The sequence below is a fragment of the Lentzea miocenica genome (assembly GCF_033949945.1).
GTDB lineage: Bacteria > Actinomycetota > Actinomycetes > Mycobacteriales > Pseudonocardiaceae > Lentzea > Lentzea miocenica.
Genome location: NZ_JAXAVW010000011.1, coordinates 151,929 through 174,427, shown reverse-complemented (window position 1 = coordinate 174,427; position 22,499 = coordinate 151,929). Strand labels below are relative to the sequence as shown.

The following is a 22,499-nucleotide window of genomic DNA, read 5'->3' as shown; positions in this document are numbered from 1 at the left end:
GACGTGGCCGCGGCGAGAACCGTGAAGTGATGGCCGAGTGGAGAAAGCGGCCGTCGTTGGTGCAGCGGAGAAAAGCCCACGACGGCGCGATCGTGAACGAGCACATCATCGTCGTGACAGGCGTTCCCGACGACGAGAAACCGCCAGTGCCCGCTGTCGAGGCGCGCCGGAGGGCGGGCAGGGGCGAGTGGCGGTCTCTGCCGCCCATGATCACGGCGCGAGGCAATCCCGCGGTCGCCGCTGTCGACGGCAAGGTGTACGTCGCCGGTGGGGGCAATCAGGGATTCCGGGACGAGGTGGAGCGGTTCGATCCGCGTGAGGAGACGTGGACGTCCGTCTCTTCGTTGCCGCAACTGCGCGCGGCTCCCGCGGGCGCCGGGCTGAACGGCCTGCTGTACGTGGCCGGGGGCAGCGTGAGCGAGGACGACAACACCGATTCCGTGGTCGTCTTCGACCCCGAGGAACCTGAGGCGGGGTGGAAGGAAGTCGCGCCGATGCTGGACCGCAGGGCACGGCACAAGTTGATCGCGGTGGACGGCCACCTGTACGCCATCGGTGGAGAGAACGACGACTTCGACACCCGGTCGTCGGCCGAGCGCTACGACCCGCACACCGACACCTGGACGAGGATCGCCCCGATGCGCGAGACCCGCGCGTTTTTCGGGATTGCCGTTGTCCGGCATGACATCGCGGTCGTCGGCGGCTACACCCAAGTTGGCGACAAGAGCACGTTCCTGGACACCATCGAGATCTACGACGTGCGCGAGGACCGGTGGCGGACCATCGAGACTCGACTGCCTCAGCGGAGAGTTTCCTTGTTCGCGGCTACCGAACCCAACGGCTCACTGCTGGCGATCGGCGGCGTCACCTTCGACGACGACGGGATCGCCACGATCACCGATGAGGTGCTGGCCCTGTCGCTCCACTAGGACTTCAGGCTGCGCAGGAAGGCTGACCACGCATCGGTGGACACCGGCAGATGCGCGGTCGGCGCCTTGCTGTCCCGGATGCCGATGCGACGACGGACCTCGACGCAGTCGTTGATGGGGCTGCGGCTGCTCTTGCGCCAGACCGACATGCGGAAACAACTCCTCAGTTCAGGATGCTGGTGATCAGCTCCTTCGATTGAACCGCATCCATCGCTTGCCGGTCGAGCAACTTCAGCGCCTTGGCGTAGATGGCAAGTGACGCCTTGTCTTCGAGGAAGAGCCCAGAAGTCTGACTCTCGATGAAGACGACCGGCTCGAACTTCTCGTACCGCAGCTGCATGAACGAGCCCGACAGACCTGCGTGCGCGCCCATTGCGGTGGGTACGACGCGGATCGTGATGTAGGAGCGCTGCTCCATCCCCAGAAGATGTAGAAGTTGGTCTTTCATCACGTCCGGACTCCCGACCGGAAGTCGCAAAGCCTGTTCGTGGACGAAGAACACGAACTCGCGACTCCAGTGAAAGAGCTCCCGGCGCGCGAGTCTTGTGGTGATGACCTTCTCGTAGTCGACTGAATCGTCGCGAACTCCCCCTGCGACCACAGCCCTCATGTAGTCAGAGGTCTGGAGTCGGCCAGGGATCAGGTTCATCGACCAGACGGTGATGACGTTGGCGAGGCGCTCCTGTTCGATCAGAACGCGCATTTTGTCGGGCCACCCCTCCGCAGGAGTCTGGAGGTAGCCGTTTTCGCGCGTCTCGCGGTACAGCGTGATCAGGTGGCGGGTCTCGGCAGGTGGAACGCGGCAGAAGGCGAGCAGTTGCAGCACTTCGGCTTCACTGACGCCGCCCTTGCCTCGGACCATGTCGGACAGCTTGGACTCGTCCCAGTCGAGATTCTCGGCGATCTGGCGGTGGGTCATGTGGGTCTGCTTGATGGCGTCGCGGACGCCGTTGCCGAACTCCCGGCCCACCACGCTGGAGCTTCGTCGTGGCATGGCAAGAAACTAGGAGCAGCAAGGCTTTCGGCTCCATCGTTTCCGCCCGAATAGCCCCGAAGGAAGTACTTTTTGGAGCCGGTACAAGTTCAGAGTTTGCCTGCGGCCTTCAACGACAGGTAGCGGTCCGCGAGAGCGCGTGGCAGATCATCCGGCAGTGCGTCCACAACGTCAACACCGTGCCGTGCAAGCAAAGCGGTGAGACGGCGGCGTTCGGCCAGAGTGCGTTCCGCAGCAGCAGCGGCGTAGACCGACTCCAGGTCTCCGCGCCCGGCCGCCATCTCGTGCACGGCGGGGTCGGACACCGAGGCGATCAGCAGCCGGTGCCGCGAAGCCAGGGCAGGCAACAGCGGCAGCAAACCGTGCTCGATCGACGGCTCCAGCGACGTCAGCAGCACGACCAACGAGCGGCGACCGGCCCGGCGCAGCACCTCCGCCACCACGCCACGGGCGTCGAACTCCACCAGCTCGGCCTCCAGCGGCGCCATCGCCTGCACCAGAACGGGCAGCGTGGCCCGAGGCACCGAAGCGCGCACCTTGTGGCTGAACGCCAGGAAGTCGACCTGGTCGCGGGCGTGCGAGGCCAAGGCGGACAACAACAGCGCGGCGTCCATCGACGTGTCCAGCCGCGGCAGGCCACCCAGAGCGCCGGAAACCCGGCTCGCCGCCGTGCGGGCGGTGTCGAGCACGATCGTCACCTGCCGGTCGCGCTCGGGCCGCCACGTCCGCACCACGACGTCCGACGAACGGGCCGAAGCGCGCCAGTCGATCGACCGCACGTCGTCGCCGATCACGTAGGCGCGCAACGAGTCGAACTCCGTACCGGCGCCCCGGATCAGCGAGGCGCGGCGGCCGTCCAGCTCGCGCAGCCGTTCGAGCAACGGCGGCAGGTGGCGGCGGCTGTGGAACGGCGGCAGCGCGCGCACCGTCCACGGCACGACGTGCGAACCCTGTCGTGCCGCGATCCCCAACGGTCCGACAGACCGCACGGTCACACGGTCGGCAACGCGATCACCACGGCGTATCGGCCGTAGGTCGAAAGACATCACACGCGAGCCACCAGCGGGCACGTCGATGGCAACGCGGTCGGCGACCACACCGGCAGAAGGCGCCCATGCGTCACGAAGCACGCCACGCAACCGACGTCCGGGGTTGTGCACGGTCAGCTGCACGGAACACAGCTCACCTGTGCGCACCGAGGTCGAACCAGCGCGTGTGAAGGTCAACCGCCGTACACCGGCCGCCAGCAACAGGTCGACCGCAACGCACAACAACAGCAAGCCGAGCACGACGAGAATCCCTTGCCACGACGGCAAGAGCAGTCCGACGACGAGAACCCCGATGAGCGCGAGCAGCCCCGCGCGGCCCGTGAGCGCCACGTCAGCGCGGCACCTGGACCGTGCCGAGCACGCCGTCCAGCACGCCGTCCGCCGTCACGCCCTCCAGCTCGGCCTCCGGGCGCAGCTCCAGGCGGTGCCGCAAAGCCGGGCGGGCCAACGCCTTCACGTCGTCCGGCGTCACGTACTCACGTCCGGCCAGCCACGCCCACGCCCGTGCGACAGCCAGCAGAGCCGTTGCGCCACGCGGAGAAACGCCCAGACGGACCGCGGGGGACTGACGGGTCGCACGGCACACGTCGACCACATAAGCGATCACTTCAGGCGCCACGGTCAACGCGCGCACGGCCGCCGAACCGGCCTCCAAGTGCGCCGCACCGGCCACCGGCGACAGCGAGGAGAGGTCGCGCGGATCGAACCCGGCGGCGTGCCGGGCCAGCACGTCGATCTCCTGCTCGCGCGGCGGGATCGGCATGGTCACCTTCAGCAGGAACCGGTCCAGCTGAGCCTCGGGCAACGGGTAGGTGCCCTCGTACTCCACCGGGTTCTGCGTGGCGACGACGATGAACGGCGTGGGCAGCGGCCGCGTCTTGCCGTCCGCGGACACCTGCCGTTCCTCCATCGCCTCCAGCAGCGCGGCCTGCGTCTTCGGCGGCGTGCGGTTGATCTCGTCGGCGAGCAGCAGGTTCGTGAAGACCGGGCCCTCGCGGAACGAGAACGCCGCGTTGTGCGAGTCGTAGACCAGCGACCCGGTCAGGTCGCCGGGCATCAGGTCCGGCGTGAACTGCACGCGCGTCGTCGACAGGTCCAGCGCACGGGCCATCGCGCGCACCAGCAACGTCTTCGCGACGCCCGGCACGCCTTCCAGCAGCACGTGTCCCTTGCACAGCAACGCGAGGATCAGGGACGTGACGGCGGCGTCGTTGCCCACCACGGCCTTGCCGATCTCCGTGCGCAGCGCCACCAGCGCCGTGCGTGCTTCCTCGGTGGTGACCACTGCCGTCATGCCTTGCGCACCTCGTTCTCCAGAGCGTCCAGCTCGTCAGCCAGCGCGACCAGCCCCCGGTCGTCCACCGGCTCCTGGGAATAGAGCAAAGTCCGGACGTCCGCGACGGGTCGCGACGTCCGGTGAGCGATCTCGACCGACGGGTCCTCGCCCGCCGGCAGCCCCAGCAACGGGGCGAGCCGTTCGCGGGTCGCCTGCCGCAGCACCGAAGCCGCGTGCCCGGCGGCGTGCGACCGGCGGTACAGCCGCGCCCTGCCCTCCACGGTCTCGGCGGCGCGCACGACCACCGGCAGCGGTTCGGGCACGACCCGGCCGAGCCTGCGGGCCCGCCACAGCGCGATCACCACGGCCGCGAGGCCGAGTTGCAGAGCGGCGAACTTCCAGCCGTCCGGGACCAGGTCCGTCAGCGACTTCTGCTGCGACTTGTCCGCCGCGGACGGCACGTACCAGACCAGCCGCTCGTGCTGGCCCAGCAACGACAGCGCGAGCGCCGCGTTGCCTTCCTCGTCGATGTCGCGGTTGGTGAAGATGCCGCCGTACCCGATCATCGTGACCGTGCCGGTGCGCACCAACGTCGAGTCGTAGCAACGTTGTTCGCCCTCGTAGACGAACCCGCCGGTGGTCGCCGCGCCCGCCTTCGACGCCAGCGGGCAGCCCGGCTGCCGCGTCTCGACCTCGATCCGGCTCACCCCGGTCGCCGGAGCGAGCAAGACCGTGGCCGCCGCCTGCTCGCTCAGGTCCCGCAACCGTGCCGGATCGATGAGGTTCGGCTGCGTCACGAACAGCGTCGCACCGTCCACAGCGGACGCGTTGTCGGTGAGTTCGACGCGCACGCCGTTCTGTTCCAGCAAACGGGCGACCGCGTGGCTGCCTTCCGGGCGGAACGATCGCGGGTCGAGCGAACCGCCCTCACCACCGCCGCGCAGCAACGTGATCACGACGGCCGTGCACAGGATGATCATGCCGATCAGCAACGGGCCGCGCGCGGCCGTCCAGATCCGCCCGGCGTCGGGGGAGACCGCCGTCATCCGCGCACCCTGCCGTCCACCGTCACGAGCTGCTGATAGCCCTCGGGGGTGGCGGGCCTGCCGCCGTACCAGACGTCGTCGAACTGCACCGCCGCGCCGCGCAGGTCGTCCGCGAGCACCGGGAGTGCCCTGCCCGCTTCGAGTGCCACCTCGTCGACAGTACGTCCGGCGCGCGGGTCGAGGACGCCGCGCTGCTCCAGTTCCCGCACCACCGCGCGGAAGCGTTCGCGCACGGCCTCGGCCAGGTCACCGGCCGCCGCGGCGCGTTCGGCGGCGGCCCGGTGCTCGGCAGCCGTCATGACGGTCGAGCCGAACACCTTGTCGCCGGAACGCAGAGAACGGCCGGTGCGCCCGATCCGGAGCCTGATGACGATCACGACGATCACCGCGACCACGACGAGGATCGTGATCGCGGTGATGCCGCTCATGCCGCCGGCGCCCGCGAAGAACTCGCCCAGCTTCTCCAGCACCCACTCGAAGGCGCGCTCGATCGGGTTCGGGTCGTCCGAGACGTACGCCGGGTCGCTGAGCTCCCGGACGGCAGCGTCCCTGGCGTCGTCGCGGTCGAGATCTACCGGTACGTCAGATACCGCCATGCCCCGCGGCCCGCTGGAGTTCGATGTCCATGCCCTCGGAGCGCATCCGGCGGTCGACGTAGACCAGCACGGTCACCGCGGAGCTGAACGGCAGCGTGATCGTCGACGCGATGATTCCGCCGATCGTGGACAGGACCAGCGATCCGATGCTCAGCGCCGCGGTCGGGTCGTCGCTGAAGCCGGTGCTCGCCGCGCCCAGCAGGCCGAACGGCAGGCTGATGATCCAGCTGATGACCCAGCCGATCACGACGGTGAGCAGCAGGATGCCGAACGTCCGCCACCAGGCGCCGTTCACCAGGGTCTTCGAGCGGCCGAACGCGGCACCGACGCCGCAGCGCTCCAGCACCAGCGCGGGCGTGACGAGCGCGAACAGCACCCACAGGTAGATGCCGGGCACGATGCAGAACAGCAGGCCGACGGCGATCACCAGAGCGGCCAGCAGCGTCGCGCCGAGCAGCGGCAGCAGACGCGGCTTGAACTCCTCCCACGCCTGCGCGAACGTGACGGGCTTGCCCAGCACCGCGTGACCCACGATGACGGTGATGAAGCCGGACAGGAACACCGTGCCGATCAGCGCCAGCAGGACGCTGAGCAACGTGCCGGTGAGGAAGCCGACGATGGCGTCCGTGAACTGGTTGACGGCCTGTTCCTGCGTCACCGTGTTCGGGTCGAGCGTCACGACCGCGGTGAGGTCGTCCAGGAACGGCAGCTGCACCAGCAGGCCGACGATCTGCGTGATCGCCGCGACCACCGCGGCCGCGCCGATGAGCAGCTTCGGGTAGCGGCGCATCGTCGTGATCGCGCCGTCGACGATCTCACCGACGGCGAGCGGGCGCAGCGGGATCACGCCGGGCTTGATCGTCGGGCCCGGTCCGGGAGGCGGCGGGGCGTAGTAGCCCGGCGGGGGCTGCGGCGGCTGCTGCGGCTGCTGCGGCTGGTTGGGTTGCTGGTCGGGTGAGGACCAGCCAGGCGTTTCGGACATCGCGGCTACCCCCGGGTCGTGTGTGAGCGGCATCCTGCCAGACCAGGGCGACCGGCACCGGGCAAGCCGATCACGAAACGAGCTCGGTCCGCGCCCTCGTGGGTGTCGTGCGTCGCATGCCCGCGTTGACGCACCTCTTGACCACCTGAGGTTGCTCACGCATCAGCCGCAGACCGCGCCGGAGCAGCGTCGGAACCGGCTTGCGGGCCTCGGCCACGTCTCTGGCGAACCTGCGCACGAACGTGACCGGCGGGCTCGGCGCGAGCACGATGGCGTCCCTGAGCACACCGGCCTCGCGGGCGCCCTCCACCAGCAGATCCGCGAACAGCCCTTCCGCGATGAACGCGGGCGCGTCGCCGAGCTCGATCGTCTGGGTGCCGACCTTGCGGTCCTCGCTGATGGAGTAGACCGGGGCGTCGGTGCGGCCCGTGTCGGACAGTTCGACGATCGCTTTGAGTGCCGCGTCCGCGTTCCACGAGCCGATGGCGTCCCAGTCCGCGCGCCCGTGCTCGTCGCGGGGCAGCAGCGGGTCGTCGCCGTCGCGGTAGAAGTCGTCCAGGCGCAGCACGGGCCAGCCGAGGTGGGCGGCGAGCGTCGACTTCCCGGAGCCGGAAGGTCCGGCGAGGAGAACGGCACGGGGCATGGGCACGAGACGCGATTTTCGCACATGACCCAGACGAGCAGGGATCGCGCCGACAGGCCCGATACACCCGCCCGCTGGTCCCGTTGGTGCTCGTTGCCACGGATTATCATGATCGTCGTGTTGGCCAGGTACCGCTACCGGATTGAACCCACTGCGGTTCAACGCGGGATGCTGGCACGCACGTTCGGGTGTGCCCGAGTGGTGTTCAACGACGCCATCCGCTGCCGCGACGAGGCCCAGGCGGCCGGAGAGAAGATCTCACCGGCTGAGGTGCAACGGCGTGTCATCACCGCTGCGAAGACCACCGAGCAGCGCGCTTGGCTGTCTGAGGTGGCCTCGGTGGCGCTGGTGCAGTCCGTGCAGGACTCGCATCGCGCTTACCGCAACTTCTTCGACTCGCTGTCAGGCAAGCGCCGTGGCGGCAAGATGGGAAGACCCAGGTTCAAGTCCAGCAAGGACCACCGGCAGTCGTTCAGGCTCACCCGCAACGGGTTTCGCCTGCGTCCGAGTGGGCGGCTGTACCTGGCGAAGATCGGCGACGTCGCGGTGTGCTGGTCACGCGACCTGCCCTGCGAACCTTCGTCGGTCACGATCATCCGCGAACCGGACGGCCGGTACTACGCGTCCTTCGTAGTGGAGATCGAGCCGACCCCGTTGCCGCTGATCGAGCGGGAATCGGGGATCGACCTGGGCATTACCCGACTGGCCACAATCGCCTGCACCAGTGGAACACGGCGCGAGGTCGCCAACCCGAATCACCTGGCCCGAGGGCAACGCAAGCTCACCCGCGCTCAACGCGCTTTGGCGCGCAAGGCCAAGGGCAGCCGCAACCGCGCCAAGGCACGGCGCGTTGTCGCCGTCCAGCACGGCAAGATCGCCCGCGCACGCCGGGACTTCCACCACAAGCAGGCCTTGAGCCTGGTCCGCGACAACCAAGCGGTTCACCTGGAGGCCCTCAACATCAGCGGCATGGTGCGCAACCGCAGACTGGCACGGGCCATTCACGATGCTGGATGGGGCCAGTTCGTCCAGTTGCTCAAGCAGAAGGCCGAGCGCTATGGCCGCACCGTGCACACGGTGTCGCGGTGGTTGCCCAGCTCCAAGACGTGCGCGGCGTGCGGGCACCGAGTGGAGAGCATGCCGCTCAACATCCGGCAGTGGACGTGCCCCGGCTGTCTCACTGCTCACGACCGGGACCACAACGCCGCCCGCAACATACTCGCCGCAGGACGTGCGGAGAGACTAAACGCCTGCGGAGCCCAGGTAAGACCACCCTGCGGGGCGGCACAGGGCGTTGAACCAGGAAGCACCAGGGACACGCCGCAGCCGTGCGGAAATCCCCGTCCGTGAGGACGAGGAGCACGTCAACTACGCTCGAACGCATGAGCGAAGGTCTGTTCGACGAGGGCCTCTTCGGCGCGACCGACGAGGAGAAGGCCGAGCGCATCGCGGCCAACGCCCCGCTGGCCGTGCGGATGCGCCCGGCCACGCTGGACGAGGTCGTCGGCCAGGACCACCTGCTCGGGCCGGGCGCGCCGCTGCGCCGCCTGGTCGAGGGCGCCACCCCGGCGTCCGTGATGCTCTACGGCCCTCCCGGCACCGGCAAGACGACCCTCGCGACCCTCGTGTCGAAGGCGACCGGCCGCCGGTTCGTCGCTCTGTCGGCGCTGTCCGCGGGCGTCAAGGAGGTGCGGGCGGTCATCGACGAGGCCCGGCGGCGGCTGGTGCGGACCAGCGAGTCGACCGTGCTGTTCATCGACGAGGTGCACCGGTTCTCCAAGACCCAGCAGGACGCTCTGCTGGGCGCTGTCGAGGACCGGATCGTGCTGCTGGTCGCGGCCACGACGGAGAACCCGTTCTTCTCCGTGGTCTCGCCGCTGTTGTCACGGTCCTTGGTGCTGCAACTCAAGTCGTTGTCCGACGACGACGTGCGGGCCGTGATCCGCCGCGCGGTGTCCGACGAACGCGGGCTGGGCGGCACCGTCGTCGTGGAGCAGGACGCCGAGGACCACCTCGTGCGGCTGGCCGGCGGTGACGCGCGCCGATCGCTGACCGCTCTGGAAGCCGCGGCGGACTCGGCGCTGGCCTCGAACGGCGGCGTCGTCACGCTGCCGCTGCTGGAGTCCACTGTGGACAAGGCGGCCGTCCGCTACGACCGCGACGGCGACCAGCACTACGACGTGACCTCGGCGTTCATCAAGTCGATCCGCGGCTCGGACGTGGACGCGGCGCTGCACTACCTCGCCCGGATGATCGAGGCGGGGGAGGACCCGCGGTTCATCGCGCGGCGGTTGGTGATCCACGCCAGCGAGGACATCGGCATGGCGGACCCGACCGCGCTGCAGACGTGTGTGGCCGCGGCACAGGCCGTGCAGCTCATCGGGCTGCCCGAGTGCACGCTGAACCTCGCGCAGGCCACGATCCACCTCGCTACCGCGCCGAAGTCCAACGCCGTGACGACCGCGATCAACGCTGCCATGTCGGATGTGCGGAAGGGTGCGATCGGTGCTGTGCCCGCCCATCTGCGGGACGGGCATTACGCCGGAGCGGCGAAGCTGGGGAACGCTCAGGGTTATCGGTACCCGCACGACGTTCCTGAGGGTGTGCTGACGCAGCAGTACGCGCCGGACGACCTGGTGGGGCGCGACTACTACGAGCCGACGGGGCGTGGTGCCGAACGCGCGGTGGCGGAGCGGTTGCCCAGGCTGCGCAAGGTGATCAGGGGCGAGTGATCGGGCGGGAGCGCCACACGATGCCGTTCTCGATCCGTTCGACCTCGCCGCGCGCTTCGGGGTGCAGGTAGAGCTTGTAGATCACGTGGTCGGAGTCCTCTCCGGGTGCGCGACGTCCGCGCTGTCCGACCCCGACCAGTCAACGCGCGTGCGTTCGGGCCGGAGCAGGCAGAAGAAATCCGTCAGGCGATCCGGAAGTATCGCGTAACTTCGGCGAAGTGACGATCAGGGAAGACTTTCTGACCACCGCCCGCATCACCCTGGACCTCCTGCGCGACCCTCAGGTGGCGAAGAACTGGGGCCTGCCGAGCGCCCTGCCCGAGTTCGGCGTCAGCGGGCTCGCCGGTCACATCGGCTACCAGGTCCTGCCGCTGCCGGACATGATCGCGGCGCCCGTCGGCGACGAGCCCGTCGTGCCGTTGATGGAGCACTACGCGCGGGCGAACTGGACCGAGCTGGACGTCGGCTCCGAGTTCCACACCCGCATCCGCGCCGGCGGCGAGAAGATCGCCACCGAAGGTCAGGACGCGCTCTGCGACCGGTTCGGGGAAACGCTGCGGAACCTCGAGAAGACGTTGCCAGGGCAGGAGAACCGGCCGGTGCGGATGCCGCACTGGGGTCCGTGGGCGGTGTCGCTGGACGAGTACCTCGTCAGCCGGATGATGGAGTTCGTCGTGCACTCCGACGACCTCGCGGTGAGCGTCGGCGTGGACACGCCGGAGTTTCCGCGCCACGTCAACGAAACGGTCATCGACCTGCTCACCCGGATGGCGCTCAACAAGCATCGGGCGATCGACGTGGTGCGCGCGCTCAGCCGCAAGGAACGCGCACCGCGGGACATCACCGCGTTCTAGCGGCGACACACCATCAGCACCGCCACCCGGTTCGGCAGCATGATCTCGTCCGCGGCCACGAACCCGCCTGCCTCGAACGAACTGATGGCGCGCTTGTTGCGGACGTCCGGCGCCATCACGATCCGCGTGCAGTGCGGGTCGGCCTCGAACAGCGCGTCGGTGAGGCGGGGGAGCAGCGACCGCACGAGGCCGCGGTCGGTCATCGCGAGCTCGCCGACCGCCACGGTCAGCCCGAGGTCGTGCGGCCGCGCCCGGTAGGTCTCGGCGACCGCGTCGCGGGCCGCGCGGTAGAGCTCGGTGTAGATCACCGGGCGGCCGTGCCAGCTGATCAGCAACGGGCGGACGTCGTCGCCGTCGAGGTGGGTTCGAAGCTCTTCCTCCCAGCGCGGCAACGGCCACGCCTGCCGCCAGAACGCCGCCACGTGCGGCGCCTGGTTCCAGCGGTGGACGAGGTGCAGGTCGTAGCCGTCCGGACGGGCGAGGCGGGCCTCCCACGGGTCCGGGAGCTCCGGGATCGGCGGGGCCCCTGCCAGGGCGTGCCTCCGGTAGGAGTCCAGGTGCGATACCGGCTTCACTCGGCCTCCTGCGCCATCGAACTTAGGGTTGCCTAACTTGATAACCGCGGGCAGCCGGTGTCAAGCCCTGTGTGACGGGTATTTCACAGGCTGTGACGGCCGTGAGTCAATGAGCTGCCGCGCTACGTTCTTGTGTCATGCCGGAGACCCAGCGTGAACCCGTGCCGCGCGTCGACACGGGCGAACTCGACGTCGCGCACGCGTTCCTCAAGTTCCAGCGGCACTGCGTGCTCAAGAAGGCCGAGGGGCTGACCGAGGAACAGCTCCGCCGGCCGATGGTCGCGAGCGGCACCTCGATCCTCGGGCTGATCCAGCACCTCGCCGAGGCCGAGCGCGGCTGGTTCGGCCACCACCTCGGCGGCACGGACTGGGACGAGGCGGCCGAACTGGGCATGGCCGTGCCCGCCGGCCGGTCCGCCGAAGAGGTGATCGCGGAGTACCGCGCGGCGATCGAGGCGAGCGACAGGGCGATCACGGCCGCGGGAGGTCCCGAGGTGCTGATGGCGATCCCGATCGACGGCCACCGCAAGTCGCTGCGCTGGCTCCTTGCGCACATGACCACCGAGACGGCCCGGCACGCGGGTCACGCGGACATCATCCGGGAGCGGATCGACGGCGCCACCGGCCGTTGAAGATCAACTGCTGATGCCCCTCGGATGAGTGTCGGACCCACCCGGTAATCTCACTCGCAATCAAGCCAAAACGTCCGGTAACCAGGAGGATCCGTGTCGCCAGGGCAGATCGCAGCGCTGGTCGCCGCCGGTGCGTTCGTGCTGCTCGTGCTCGTGCTGGCGATCGTGGCCATCAAGGCAGCGCGCTTCTTCGACGAGGCCACGATCGCGATGCGCAAGGCGCACGAGAACACGGACCCGTTGTTCACCGAGGCGAACACCACGCTCACGCACGTGAACACGCAGCTGGAACGCGTCGACGGCATCACCGCGAACGCGCGTGCCGTCACCGGCAACGTCTCGGCGCTCACCAGCCTGTTCACCGCCACGCTCGGCGGGCCGCTGGTCAAGGCCGCCGCGCTGTCCTACGGCGTGAGCAAGGCCGTGAAGGCCCGCCGCAAGGCCGCCGAACAGCCGAACAAGCACGCCAAGCGCCGTCAGAAGCGAGGTGTCAGGTGAGCCGCCTCTTCTGGTTCGGACTGGGTGCCGCGGCCGGGCTCTTCGCCGCCAAGAAGGCCGCCGAGGTGACAAAGCAAGCGACTCCCGCCGGTATCGGCGCTAATGTGGGTGAAGGCCTGCGTGAGCTCGCCGGCGCGATCGGTTCCTTCGGGGCCGAGGTGCGCGCGGGCATGGCCGAACGGGAACAGGAGTTGCAGGAGACCGTGGAACGTCAGACGGGCTTCACGCCGGGGCGTCGAGCGCCCAGGGCGAACGGCAAGCACTAGTCGTTCGCCACTGACACATGCCCTTTTGGGCGGGCCCCTGACAACCCTTTCTTCACAGCAAGGAACTTCCCGTGCAGACCCACGAGATCATCAAGCGCTTCCGCGAGCACTTCGAGAACGCCGGGCACAAGTACATCCCCAGCGCCTCGCTGCTGCTCGACGACCCGAACCTGCTGTTCGTCAACGCCGGCATGGTGCCGTTCAAGCCGTACTTCCTCGGTGAGGCCCCGCCGCCCGCCCCGCGGATGACGAGCATCCAGAAGTGCGTGCGCACACCCGACATCGACGAGGTCGGCAAGACCACGCGCCACCTCACGTTCTTCCAGATGGCCGGCAACTTCTCGCTCGGCGACTACTTCAAGGAAGACGCCATCCGGCTGGCCTGGGAACTGATCACCAAGTCCCAGGACGAGGGCGGCTACGGCTTCGACCCCGAGCGCATCTGGGTCACCGTCTACCTGGACGACGACGAGGCCATCGAGCTGTGGCAGAAGGTCGCCGGCATGCCGCTCGAGCGCATCCAGCGCCGCGACATGGAGGACAACTTCTGGTCCATGGGCGTGCCCGGCCCGTGCGGCCCGTGCTCGGAGATCTACTACGACCGCGGCCCCGAGTACGGCAAGGAGGGCGGCCCGGTAGTCGACGAGGACAGGTACCTGGAGATCTGGAACCTCGTCTTCATGCAGAACGTCCGCGGTGAGGGTGGCGCCAAGAAGGACTACCCCATCCTCGGCGAGCTGCCGGCCAAGAACATCGACACCGGCATGGGCGTCGAGCGCGTCGCCTACCTGCTGCAGGGCGTCGACAACGTCTACGAGACCGACCTGGTCCGCGCCGTCATCAACAAGGCCGAGGAGCTCTCCGGCCGCAAGTACGGCGCCAACGAGGTCGACGACGTCCGGTTCCGCGTCATCGCCGACCACGCCCGCAGCGGTGTGCTGCTGGTCGGCGATGGTGTCACTCCGGGCAACGAGGCTCGTGGTTACGTGCTGCGCCGCCTGCTGCGTCGCATCATCCGGTCGTCGCGCCTGCTCGGCGTGACCGAGCCGGTGCTGCTGCAGTACGCCGAGGTCGTCCGCGACTCGATGGGCGAGGCCTACCCGGAGCTGGTCAGCGGGTACGCCAGGATCCAGCAGGTGCTCAAGGCCGAGGAGGAGACGTTCCTCCGCACGCTCGACGCCGGTTCGCGGATCTTCGAGGGTGCCGCCGCCGAGGTGAAGGCCGACGGCCGCGCCACGCTGCCCGGTGACAAGGCCTTCCAGCTGCACGACACGTACGGCTTCCCGATCGACCTCACGCTGGAGATGGCCTCCGAGGCCGGTCTCAGCGTCGACGAGGACGGGTTCCGCAAGCTGATGGCCGAGCAGCGCGCTCGTGCCAAGGCCGACGCCGCCGGCAAGAAGACCGGTCACGGCGACCAGTCGGTGTACCGCGAGCTGCTGGAACAGGGCCCGACCGAGTTCACCGGCTACACCGAGCTGGCCTCCGAGGCCACGCTGCGCGGCATCGTGCTGAACGGCCAGCGGGTGAAGTCGGCTCGCGAGGGCGACATCGTCGAGGTCGTGCTGGACCGCACCCCGCTCTACGCCGAGTCCGGTGGCCAGGAGTCCGACGCCGGCACCATCGTGACCGGCAACGCCGAGCTCGAGGTGCTCGACGTGCAGAAGGTCGCCCGCAAGCTGTGGGTGCACCAGGTGCGCGTCAAGTCCGGCGAGGTCGCCGAGGGCGAGCACGTCGAGGCCCGCGTCGACCCGGAGTGGCGCGTCGGCGCCCGCCAGGGCCACTCGGGCACGCACGTCGTGCACGCCGCCCTGCGCCAGGTGCTCGGCCCGTCGGCCCTGCAGAGCGGTTCGTACAACAAGCCCGGCTACCTGCGGCTCGACTTCGCCTGGACCGGTGGCCTGTCCACCGAGGCCAAGAGCGAGATCGAGGAGGTCTCGAACCTCGCCGTGCGCAAGGACCTCCCGGTCAGCATCGTCTACACCGACATGGCCGGTGCCCAGGACATGGGCGCCGTCGCCCTGTTCGGCGAGACCTACGACGAGACCGTGCGCGTCATCGAGATCGGTGGCCCGTGGTCGCGTGAGCTCTGCGGTGGCACCCACGTCGAGCACTCGTCGCAGATCGGCCCGATCACCCTGCTGGGTGAATCTTCGGTCGGCTCCGGCGTGCGCCGCCTGGAGGCCTACGTCGGCATCGAGGCCATGCGGTTCCTCGCCAAGGAACGCGCCATCGTGCAGAACCTCTCCGACATGCTCAAGGTCGGCTCCGAAGGCCTGCCCGAGCGGATCGAGTCGCTGGTCGAGCGCCTGAAGTCCGCCGAGAAGGAGCTGGAGAAGGTCCGCGCCGCCCAGCTGCTGGGCAACGCCGGGTCCCTCGCCGACAAGGCCCTGGACATCCGCGGCCTGTCGCTGGTGGCCCTCGGCCTGGAGGGCGTGTCGGGCAACGACCTGCGCACCCTCGGCGGCGAGGTCCGCAACCGGCTGGGCAACAAGCCCGGCGTGGTGGCCCTGTTCTCGGTCGACGGCGACAAGGTCAGCTTCGTCGTCGCCACCACGGCCGCCGCCCGTGACCTGGGCCTGGCCGCCGGCAAGCTGGTCCCGGTGTTCGGCCCGGCCATCGCCGCCCGCGGTGGCGGCAAGCCGGACCTGGCCCAGGGTGGCGGCACGAACCCGGCTGGTGTCTCCGACGCCATCACGGCCCTCACGAACGAACTGGACAAGGTGCTTGAGCAGCACTGACTCACCTGGTGTCGGCGATCCGGGCCCCGGACGGAGGCTCGGCGTCGACGTCGGATCGGTTCGCGTGGGAATTTCCCTCAGCGATCCATCGGCATTTCTGGCGACTCCGCTGGTTACCCTGCAGCGGGACGAGAAGCGCGGCACGGACCTCACCGAGCTCGTACGTCTCGTGGCCGAACATGACGTCGTCGAGGTCGTGGTCGGTCTGCCCAAGACACTGGCCGGTCGGCACGGCCCCGCAGCGGACGCGGCGACCGCGTACGCTGCGGCCCTGGCCGAACGGATCGCCCCTGTGCCGGTGCGGTTCAGCGACGAACGCCTGACGACGGTCGTGGTGAGCCGGGTACTGGCACAACGCGGTGTGAAGGGCAAGAAGCAGCGCGCTGTGGTAGATCAGGCGGCCGCTGTCGAGATCCTGCAGTCTTGGCTGGACGCACGGGCACGCGTGGTGGCCGCCCGAAAGGACGAGATGTGAGCGACGATCTCGGGTTGTTCACCGACCCCGAAGTGGACGAACGACGTCCTCTCAAGCGCGACCGCGTCGCCCGTGACAAGGCGAAGAAGCGCAAGAAGACAGTCCTGTGGCTGGTCGTGGCGCTGGTCCTCGCCGTGGGCATGGGCGGCGCGTACTACGGCTACCGCGAGCTGCGCGGCATCGGTTCGTTCGACGACTACGCCGGTAGCGGCGAGACCGACGCCATCGTCGAGGTCCAGGACGGCGACGTGGTCAGCAAGATCGCGTCGACCCTGTACGACAACGGCGTCGTCGCCTCCGCGCGTGCCTTCATCGAGGCCAGCAAGACCGACGCCCGCGTGACGTCGATCCAGCCGGGCTTCTACCTGATGAAGACGAAGATGTCGGGCCAGCAGGCCGTGGCCCGCATGGTCGACCCGAAGACCAGGGTGCCGGCCGTCCAGATCGTCGGCGGCCTGAAGCTCACCGACATCCAGGCCAACGGCAAGACCGTCCCGGGCATCTACTCCCAGCTCGCCGCCGCGAGCTGCACGGAGAAGGACGGCCAGAAGGTCTGCCTGAGCGTCGAGGAGATCAAGGCCGCGGCCGAGCAGACCGACCCGGTCGCCCTCGGCGTCCCGGACTGGGCGCTCGCCGACGTGAAGCGCGCCGAACCCCAGTTCCGCCTCGAAGGCCTGATCATGCGCGGCGTCTACCAGGTCAAACCCGGCGTCTCGGCCGTCGAGCTCATCCGCAGCGTCATCGTCTCCTCTGCCCAGAAACTGCAGGGCGCCGGCATCCCCGGCGGCACCGTGAACACCGGCTTCCGGCCCTACGAGGTGCTGGTCATGGCCTCGTTGATCGAGAAGGAAGCCATCGAGAAGGACTTCCCCGAGGTCTCCCAGGTCATCTACAACCGCCTGAAGAAGCCGATGGCGCTGCAGTTCGACTCGACCATCAACTACAAGAACAACCAGCCGCACATCCGGACGTCCGACGCGGACCGCGAGGCGAACGGCCCGTACAACACCTACATCAACCAGGGCCTGACGCCGACCCCGATCGGCTCACCCTCCCAGCAGGCCGTCGCCGCGGCGCTGAAGCCCGAGGGCGGCGACATCCTGTACTTCGTGAAGTGCCAGGCGGACGGCACTTCCTGCTTCGCCAAGACGTTCGACGAACACAACGCGAACGACCAGAAGGCCCAGAGGGACGGCATCTACTAGTGCGCAAGGCCGCGGTGATCGGCTCGCCGATCGAGCACTCTCTCTCCCCGGTGCTGCACAACGCCGCTTATGCCGCGCTGGGCCTGGACTGGGAGTACACAAGGCTGGAGTGCGCGGAAGCCGACGTACCCGCTCTGGTCGCCTCGCTGGGACCGGAGTGGGTCGGGCTTTCGTGCACCATGCCGACCAAACGCGCGGCCTTGGCCGTCGCCTCGTCGGTGACTGCGCGTGCTGCCGCCGTAGGTGCGGCCAACACGTTGGTGCGCACCGATTCCGGATGGCACGCGGACTGCACCGATGTGGACGGTGTCGTGGGAGCGTTGCGGGAGAAGGGATTCTCCGGCGGTTCGACCGGTGTCGTGATCGGCGCGGGAGGAACGGCCACGGCTGTTCTCGCCGGGTTCGCCGAACTCGGGATTTCCTCGGTTTCCCTTGTGGTGCGCGATCCTTCCCGCGCTGCCGAGGCCGTCGCGACGGCTGCAAGGGTCGGGGTAGCGGTGGAAGTTCTGTCTTTGTCCTCTGTGGACCTCGCAGTGCTGGCCGGTTCGGCGGACGTGCTGGTGTCCACGGTGCCGGCCGAGGCCACCGCGCCGTTGGCCGCGGCGTTGGCTCGGGCGCCGTACGTGCTGGACGTGATCTATCACCCGTGGCCCACACCGGTCGCCTCGGCGGTGGAGGCTTCGGGGGCGCGGCTGGCCACCGGGCTGGACATGTTGCTGCATCAGGCTTTCGGGCAGGTGGAGCAGTTCACCGGGTTGCCCGCGCCGCAGGAGGTCATGCGGTCGGCCCTGGCCGCCGAGCTGGCCGTGCGTTCCTAGCGTTTCGCAGCTTTCGTCTACATCTGGCGTTGTGGAATACCGGCGTGCGCGGGTCGTGTGGTTGCCTGAAGCGGTGACTCGTTTGGCTCCGGATGACCGTGAGTCGTTCGTGGGTCATCGCATGCCGGTGTCCTGCCTCGACGGACATCGGTGGGCGGGACGCGCGGGTTGTGTCCGCCGGGTGCCTCCGCTTGGGCGGGGCGACCGGGACACACCACGGCCGCCGGTGCGTCCCGCCTTCGGCTTCCCGCCCGGTGCGGGTCGGGTCGCGTTGTGGGGTCGCGTTCCAGCGGGGTGGTCGCCTGCCGTGCGGGTGGTCACCTTGCGAGGGTGGTCGCGTGGGCATTGACGAGGCGTGGGAGTGCATCGCCGCTGCGCGACGATTGCGATTGGGGCTTGACCTCGAGCCTCTGGCGGGATGCTGACACGGCCTCAAAAGGCGGGGTGAGAAGCGCCCCGGCCGAACCCGAACAGGGAAGCATCCCGCCCCCTCAAGGTAAAGCCCCAATCGCAAGGCCTGGGGGTGCACCGCTACCCAGCGGTCCATCGGCAGCGGGCTCGCCCATCGCGGTGATGCCGACAGTGCAGCCATCCGCGCCTCGGCCACCGCGTACCCATCGGCGCATCGCACACGGGCGTTGCCATCGGGACTCGAGGACGTCGTTCACGTTCGCTACGGGCAGTCGATGTCCGACACCTGCACGCCCTCCACCTTCGCCCGGCTGGCGATGGCCGTGCAGTAGAGCTGGAACTGCGCCCACTTCGACAGGGGCGGCATGTCCTCGGGCAGCAGGACGACGTTGGACACCGCGTAGATCCGTGACGAGGTGGTGGGCACCTCGGTCTGCAGGCCCAGCTTCTTCTCCTCGTCGGTGAGGCCGGCCACGAGCAGGTTGATGGCCGTGGCGGTTTCCACCGTGCCGGAGTAGGCGCGGGTTCGGCGGACCAGGCCGTTCTGTTCGGCTGAGATCAGGTAGACGGTCAGCTCGTGGGACGAGACCGTGGGGGCCTCGGCGCCGGTCAGGACCGGGGTGGGGCGCACTCCGCAGGCCGAGAGCGTCACCAGGGCAAGCGCAACGTGAAGACCGCGCCGCCCGAGGGTGCGTTGGCCGCTTCGATGGTGCCGCCGTGCAGGCGGGCGTTCTCCCATGCGATCGCCAATCCCAGACCGCTGCCCTCGGAACGGGAGCGGGCCGTGTCTGCCTTGTAGAACCGGTCGAAGATGTGGGGGAGGGCATCGGGTGGGATGCCGGGGCCGTGGTCGGACACCTCGATGACACCAGGACGCACGACGAGGCGCACGGGTGCACCGCCGTGTTTCAGGGCGTTGCCGACGAGGTTCGCGACGATCACGTCCAGCCGTCGGCGGTCCACGCGGCCCATCACGCCGTCCGGGAGTGTGGCGTCCACCGACGACGTCCACCCGCGTGCGGCCAGAGAGTCGCGCACGGCCGTGCTGATGTCCCACTCGTCGAGTTCCAGGAGGTTGCCGCCCTCGTCGAAGCGCGAGATCTCCATCAGGTCGTTGACCAGGCGGGTGAGCTTGCGCGTTTCGGTCGACACCAGGCGGGCCGCCACGGCCGTGTCCGGTGGGAGCGTGTCGGCGTCCTCGTCCAGCACGGCGGTCACGGCGCTCATGGCCGTCAGGGGTGTGCGGAGTTCGTGTGAGACGTCGGCGACGAACCGGCGGGAGGCGGCCTGGGTGGCCTCCAGTTGCTCCGCGGCCTGGTTGAACGTGCGGGCCAGGTCGGAGAGCTCGTCGGAGCCCCGTACGTCGACACGGGTGTCCAGGCGCCCGGAACCGAGTGCGCGCGCCGCGGCTCCCAGGCGGCGCACCGGGCGCAGGACGCCTCTGGCGGTGAAGAGCGCCAGACCCAGCGCCAGCGGCAGGACCAGGCTGACACCGACCCAGGCGGCCGTCGAGAAGCTGTCGATGGCGCGTTGCGGGGCGCCCAGGGACGACACCGCCCACACCTCGACACCGGTCGTGTTGCCGTCGGCGTGGACCAGCGGGATGCCGATCACCACGTACGGCTCGGGGCGGTCGGTGCGGCGCTGCCAGATCACCGTCTTGCTGGACTTCAACGACTCCCGCATGTCCGCGGGCACGATCCCGAGATCGGGGCCGGTGCGGGAACGCAGTTCCCCGGAGATCACGGTCGCCGCGCCGCGCAGGTACGACGCGAACTCGTCGATGTCCTGTTGCGCGGGCGGGACGGTGAGGCGGGGCGCGTAGTTGCGGACGTCCTCCACCAACGGGTTCATGAACCCGTCCTGGGCGTCCTCCAGCAGCAGGTTCCGGGCCGTGGCGTAGGAAGCACCCGCCGCGGCCACCGCGCCCAGCAGGGTCAGGAGCAGGAAAGCGGCCATCAGCCGGGGCCTGAGGCCGCGGAGGACAGACCTCATCGGGGGCCGAAGCGATAGCCGAAGCCACGCACGGTGTGGACGTAGCGGGGTTCGGAGGGCACGTCCTCGATCTTGGCGCGCAGCCGTTGGACGCACGCGTCGACCAGCCGCGAGTCGCCGAGGTAGTCGTGCTCCCAGACGGCTTCGAGGATCTGCTGGCGGGTGAGCACGCGGCCCGGCGTGCGGGACAACTCCAGCAGCAGCTTCAGCTCGGTCGGGGTCAGCCCGACCTTCGCCTCGTCCTTGAGCACCTGCAGGCCGGCGCGATCGATCACGAGCGACCCGTGACGCTCCACGGAGGACGGTTCGGAGACGGTCCGCCGCAGCACAGCGCGGATCCTGGCCTCCAGGACGCGCGGCTCGACGGGCTTCACCACGTAGTCGTCCGCGCCCGCCTCCAGGCCCGCGACCACGTCGAAGTCGTCACCGCGCGCGGTGAGCATGATGATCGGCACCTCGGCCTGGGTGCGCATGCGGCGGCACGTCTCGAAGCCGTCGATGCCCGGCAGCATGATGTCCAGCACGACGATGTCGGGGCGTGACTCGCGCAGCTTCTCGACGCCTTCCTCGCCTGTTCCGGCCGCTCGGACGTCATGTCCCTGGCGGCGCAACGCCAGACCCAGCCCTTCGCGCACAGAGGGGTCGTCCTCGACCAGCAAGACCATCGCCACGAGATCCATTATCGGTGGGTAACGGCACCTGTGCTGGTTCTGTAGCGGAACCATGACATGGCGTGGACGTTCCCGTTGAGCGGCTCGCGGAGTCTCGATCGCATGGCCGGAAGCTTGCTGGGATTCCTCTTCACGTACTTCGCGCTGGTGTGGACGTCGTTCGGGCAGAAGGCGGAGAACGCCGCGTTGCCCGAGCTCTCACTCCAACGCTCGTGGGCGTCCAACGTGGACATGGTGATCGTCATCGCCGCGATCATCGTGATCCTGGTAGCGCGCAAGAAGGCGTTTCCGCCGTTGCTCGTGCTCGGCGGTTCGGTGTTGCTGGCGCAGATGCTGAAGCTCTACGTGCTCACGCGGCCCGAGCTGGACGAGGAAGCGGTGCTGGTGCACAACAGCTTCCCGAGCGGGCACACGACGGCGGCGGTGGCGGCGGTGATCGCGGTGACCATGGCGGTGCCGAAGCGTTTTGCCCTTTTGGTCGCCGTGCCCGGCGCGCTCGGGGCGGGCGCGGTGGCGGCGGAGACCGTGTCGCTGGGCTGGCACCGGTTCAGCGACACGCTCGGCGCGGCGCTGCTGGTATCGATGCTCGCGTTCCTGGTGCTGCGCAAGTGGACCGCGGGACTGGTCGTGCCTCCCGCGCTCGCGGCGGGCGGGGTGTGGCTGATGGTGACGTACCCGCAGGCCACGCCGTCGACCTTGGCCGGCGTCGTGACCGCGGGTGTCGTTCTGCACTTCGGGTGGTCCGTGAGTGGTCCCCGTCTTTCGGGAGACAGTCGTCGGGGCGACCAGGACCACTCACGGACCGGGCACGACTCAGTCGTCGTGGTCGGTGGCGATCAGTTCGGCGATGGCCTCCAGAGCAGCGTCCGCTCCGTCCCCATCGGCGCTGAGCACCACCTCGTCACCGTGCATGGCGCCCAGGGTCATCAGACCCAGAACACTCGCCGCGTCAACGGCTTCGCCGCCGTCCTTGGCGATGGTGACCGTCACCGGCTGGTCGGCGGCGGCCTTCGCCAGCAGTGCGGCCGGTCGGGCGTGCAGTCCGACCTTGCTGGCCACGGTGACCCGTCGCTCGGCCATGATGGTTCCTCCCGGTAGAGCTGGTTGTGCT

24 protein-coding genes and 1 pseudogene are annotated in these 22,499 nt (G+C 69.0%); 12 read left to right on the top strand and 13 right to left on the bottom strand.

Annotated features, from left to right (window positions below; translation table 11 throughout):
• The first annotated feature begins 29 nt into the window (after window positions 1-29).
• On the top strand, window positions 30-929 hold the full coding sequence (locus SK803_RS15375; RefSeq protein ID WP_319966657.1) for a Kelch repeat-containing protein: 900 nt from the start codon (window positions 30-32) through the stop codon (window positions 927-929).
• On the opposite strand, the gene SK803_RS15370 is transcribed toward SK803_RS15375, so the two are convergent.
• From SK803_RS15370 to SK803_RS15335, 8 genes are all read right to left on the bottom strand, one after another.
• Window positions 926-1,078 (bottom strand): DUF397 domain-containing protein, encoded by a 153-nt coding sequence (locus SK803_RS15370; protein WP_319966656.1) that lies wholly within the window; start codon window positions 1,076-1,078, stop codon window positions 926-928. The genes SK803_RS15375 and SK803_RS15370 overlap by 4 nt on opposite strands.
• Before the next feature lie 14 nt (window positions 1,079-1,092).
• Window positions 1,093-1,923, bottom strand: coding sequence for a helix-turn-helix domain-containing protein (locus SK803_RS15365; protein WP_319966655.1), 831 nt, complete (start codon window positions 1,921-1,923; stop codon window positions 1,093-1,095).
• An 89-nt stretch (window positions 1,924-2,012) separates the two neighbouring features.
• Window positions 2,013-3,302, bottom strand: coding sequence for a DUF58 domain-containing protein (locus SK803_RS15360; RefSeq protein ID WP_319966654.1), 1,290 nt, complete (start codon window positions 3,300-3,302; stop codon window positions 2,013-2,015).
• Window position 3,303: 1 nt separating this feature from the next.
• Window positions 3,304-4,266: an AAA family ATPase gene (locus tag SK803_RS15355; RefSeq protein ID WP_319966653.1), complete on the bottom strand. Its 963-nt coding sequence runs from the start codon at window positions 4,264-4,266 to the stop codon at window positions 3,304-3,306.
• The gene (locus SK803_RS15350) at window positions 4,263-5,294 is read right to left on the bottom strand and encodes a DUF4350 domain-containing protein (RefSeq protein ID WP_319966652.1); all 1,032 of its coding nucleotides are present in this window, start codon (window positions 5,292-5,294) and stop codon (window positions 4,263-4,265) included. Before SK803_RS15350 ends, SK803_RS15355 begins: the two co-directional genes overlap by 4 nt.
• A complete protein-coding gene (locus tag SK803_RS15345) occupies window positions 5,291-5,890 on the bottom strand; it encodes a DUF4129 domain-containing protein (RefSeq protein WP_319966651.1) in 600 nt (199 codons plus the stop codon). Before SK803_RS15345 ends, SK803_RS15350 begins: the two co-directional genes overlap by 4 nt.
• A complete protein-coding gene (locus SK803_RS15340) occupies window positions 5,877-6,872 on the bottom strand; it encodes a hypothetical protein (RefSeq protein WP_319966650.1) in 996 nt (331 codons plus the stop codon). Before SK803_RS15340 ends, SK803_RS15345 begins: the two co-directional genes overlap by 14 nt.
• Before the next feature lie 70 nt (window positions 6,873-6,942).
• Window positions 6,943-7,515, bottom strand: a complete 573-nt coding sequence (locus SK803_RS15335) for a uridine kinase family protein (RefSeq protein WP_319966725.1) — start codon at window positions 7,513-7,515, stop codon at window positions 6,943-6,945.
• A gap of 108 nt (window positions 7,516-7,623) precedes the next feature.
• Here SK803_RS15335 and SK803_RS15330 point away from each other — a divergent pair, with 108 nt between their 5' ends.
• From SK803_RS15330 to SK803_RS15320, 3 genes are all read left to right on the top strand, one after another.
• Entirely contained in the window at window positions 7,624-8,865 is a 1,242-nt protein-coding gene (locus tag SK803_RS15330) for an RNA-guided endonuclease InsQ/TnpB family protein (RefSeq protein ID WP_319966649.1), read from the top strand.
• 32 nt (window positions 8,866-8,897) lie between these two features.
• The gene (locus tag SK803_RS15325) at window positions 8,898-10,247 is read left to right on the top strand and encodes a replication-associated recombination protein A (RefSeq protein WP_319966648.1); all 1,350 of its coding nucleotides are present in this window, start codon (window positions 8,898-8,900) and stop codon (window positions 10,245-10,247) included.
• 218 nt (window positions 10,248-10,465) lie between these two features.
• Window positions 10,466-11,101 carry a maleylpyruvate isomerase N-terminal domain-containing protein gene (locus tag SK803_RS15320; protein WP_319966647.1) on the top strand — a complete coding sequence of 212 codons (636 nt, stop codon included), beginning with the start codon at window positions 10,466-10,468 and terminating at the stop codon, window positions 11,099-11,101.
• On the opposite strand, the gene SK803_RS15315 is transcribed toward SK803_RS15320, so the two are convergent.
• The gene (locus SK803_RS15315) at window positions 11,098-11,676 is read right to left on the bottom strand and encodes a GNAT family N-acetyltransferase (RefSeq protein ID WP_319966646.1); all 579 of its coding nucleotides are present in this window, start codon (window positions 11,674-11,676) and stop codon (window positions 11,098-11,100) included. The genes SK803_RS15320 and SK803_RS15315 overlap by 4 nt on opposite strands.
• A 137-nt stretch (window positions 11,677-11,813) precedes the next feature.
• Between SK803_RS15315 and SK803_RS15310 the strand changes: the two genes are divergently transcribed.
• The 7 genes from SK803_RS15310 to SK803_RS15280 all read left to right on the top strand — a co-directional run bounded on the left by SK803_RS15310 (window position 11,814) and on the right by SK803_RS15280 (window position 18,311).
• Window positions 11,814-12,308, top strand: a complete 495-nt coding sequence (locus SK803_RS15310) for a DinB family protein (RefSeq protein ID WP_319966645.1) — start codon at window positions 11,814-11,816, stop codon at window positions 12,306-12,308.
• Between the two features lie 93 nt (window positions 12,309-12,401).
• Window positions 12,402-12,806, top strand: coding sequence for a DUF948 domain-containing protein (locus tag SK803_RS15305; protein WP_319966644.1), 405 nt, complete (start codon window positions 12,402-12,404; stop codon window positions 12,804-12,806).
• On the top strand, window positions 12,803-13,072 hold the full coding sequence (locus SK803_RS15300; protein WP_166046713.1) for a hypothetical protein: 270 nt from the start codon (window positions 12,803-12,805) through the stop codon (window positions 13,070-13,072). The genes SK803_RS15305 and SK803_RS15300 overlap by 4 nt, the downstream gene beginning before the upstream one ends.
• Before the next feature lie 71 nt (window positions 13,073-13,143).
• Window positions 13,144-15,813: an alanine--tRNA ligase gene (alaS, locus tag SK803_RS15295; RefSeq protein WP_319966643.1), complete on the top strand. Its 2,670-nt coding sequence runs from the start codon at window positions 13,144-13,146 to the stop codon at window positions 15,811-15,813.
• Complete coding sequence (gene ruvX / locus SK803_RS15290; protein WP_319966642.1) at window positions 15,800-16,288, top strand: Holliday junction resolvase RuvX; 489 nt, start codon at window positions 15,800-15,802, stop codon at window positions 16,286-16,288. Before alaS ends, ruvX begins: the two co-directional genes overlap by 14 nt.
• Entirely contained in the window at window positions 16,285-17,493 is a 1,209-nt protein-coding gene (mltG, locus tag SK803_RS15285) for an endolytic transglycosylase MltG (RefSeq protein ID WP_319966641.1), read from the top strand. Before ruvX ends, mltG begins: the two co-directional genes overlap by 4 nt.
• Window positions 17,493-18,311, top strand: coding sequence for a shikimate dehydrogenase (locus SK803_RS15280; RefSeq protein ID WP_319966640.1), 819 nt, complete (start codon window positions 17,493-17,495; stop codon window positions 18,309-18,311). Before mltG ends, SK803_RS15280 begins: the two co-directional genes overlap by 1 nt.
• A gap of 673 nt (window positions 18,312-18,984) precedes the next feature.
• On the opposite strand, the gene SK803_RS15275 is transcribed toward SK803_RS15280, so the two are convergent.
• The 3 genes from SK803_RS15275 to SK803_RS15265 are packed head-to-tail and all read right to left on the bottom strand — an operon-like array spanning window position 18,985 to window position 21,388.
• Window positions 18,985-19,374, bottom strand: coding sequence for a hypothetical protein (locus SK803_RS15275; protein ID WP_319966639.1), 390 nt, complete (start codon window positions 19,372-19,374; stop codon window positions 18,985-18,987).
• A complete protein-coding gene (locus tag SK803_RS15270; protein WP_319966638.1) occupies window positions 19,371-20,681 on the bottom strand; it encodes an ATP-binding protein in 1,311 nt (436 codons plus the stop codon). The genes SK803_RS15275 and SK803_RS15270 overlap by 4 nt, the downstream gene beginning before the upstream one ends.
• A gap of 32 nt (window positions 20,682-20,713) precedes the next feature.
• Window positions 20,714-21,388, bottom strand: coding sequence for a response regulator transcription factor (locus SK803_RS15265; RefSeq protein ID WP_319966637.1), 675 nt, complete (start codon window positions 21,386-21,388; stop codon window positions 20,714-20,716).
• A gap of 57 nt (window positions 21,389-21,445) precedes the next feature.
• Between SK803_RS15265 and SK803_RS15260 the strand changes: the two are divergent.
• A pseudogene (locus SK803_RS15260) lies at window positions 21,446-21,982 on the top strand (phosphatase PAP2 family protein); the annotation flags it as partial.
• A 219-nt stretch (window positions 21,983-22,201) separates the two neighbouring features.
• Here SK803_RS15260 and SK803_RS15255 read toward each other — a convergent pair.
• Entirely contained in the window at window positions 22,202-22,468 is a 267-nt protein-coding gene (locus SK803_RS15255) for an HPr family phosphocarrier protein (protein WP_319966724.1), read from the bottom strand.
• Window positions 22,469-22,499 lie beyond the last annotated feature (31 nt).

Bases quoted from the DNA above. Each gene is read 5' to 3' on its own strand.
- SK803_RS15375 (WP_319966657.1), top strand. From the start codon at position 30: ATGGCCGAGTGGAGAAAGCGGCCGTCGTTGGTGCAGCGGAGAAAAGCC.
- SK803_RS15370 (WP_319966656.1), bottom strand. From the start codon at position 1,078: ATGTCGGTCTGGCGCAAGAGCAGCCGCAGCCCCATCAACGACTGCGTC.
- SK803_RS15365 (WP_319966655.1), bottom strand. From the start codon at position 1,923: ATGCCACGACGAAGCTCCAGCGTGGTGGGCCGGGAGTTCGGCAACGGC.
- SK803_RS15355 (WP_319966653.1), bottom strand. From the start codon at position 4,266: ATGACGGCAGTGGTCACCACCGAGGAAGCACGCACGGCGCTGGTGGCG.
- SK803_RS15350 (WP_319966652.1), bottom strand. From the start codon at position 5,294: ATGACGGCGGTCTCCCCCGACGCCGGGCGGATCTGGACGGCCGCGCGC.
- SK803_RS15345 (WP_319966651.1), bottom strand. From the start codon at position 5,890: ATGGCGGTATCTGACGTACCGGTAGATCTCGACCGCGACGACGCCAGG.
- SK803_RS15340 (WP_319966650.1), bottom strand. From the start codon at position 6,872: ATGTCCGAAACGCCTGGCTGGTCCTCACCCGACCAGCAACCCAACCAG.
- SK803_RS15335 (WP_319966725.1), bottom strand. From the start codon at position 7,515: ATGCCCCGTGCCGTTCTCCTCGCCGGACCTTCCGGCTCCGGGAAGTCG.
- SK803_RS15330 (WP_319966649.1), top strand. From the start codon at position 7,624: ATGATCGTCGTGTTGGCCAGGTACCGCTACCGGATTGAACCCACTGCG.
- SK803_RS15325 (WP_319966648.1), top strand. From the start codon at position 8,898: ATGAGCGAAGGTCTGTTCGACGAGGGCCTCTTCGGCGCGACCGACGAG.
- SK803_RS15310 (WP_319966645.1), top strand. From the start codon at position 11,814: ATGCCGGAGACCCAGCGTGAACCCGTGCCGCGCGTCGACACGGGCGAA.
- SK803_RS15270 (WP_319966638.1), bottom strand. From the start codon at position 20,681: ATGGCCGCTTTCCTGCTCCTGACCCTGCTGGGCGCGGTGGCCGCGGCG.
- SK803_RS15255 (WP_319966724.1), bottom strand. From the start codon at position 22,468: ATGGCCGAGCGACGGGTCACCGTGGCCAGCAAGGTCGGACTGCACGCC.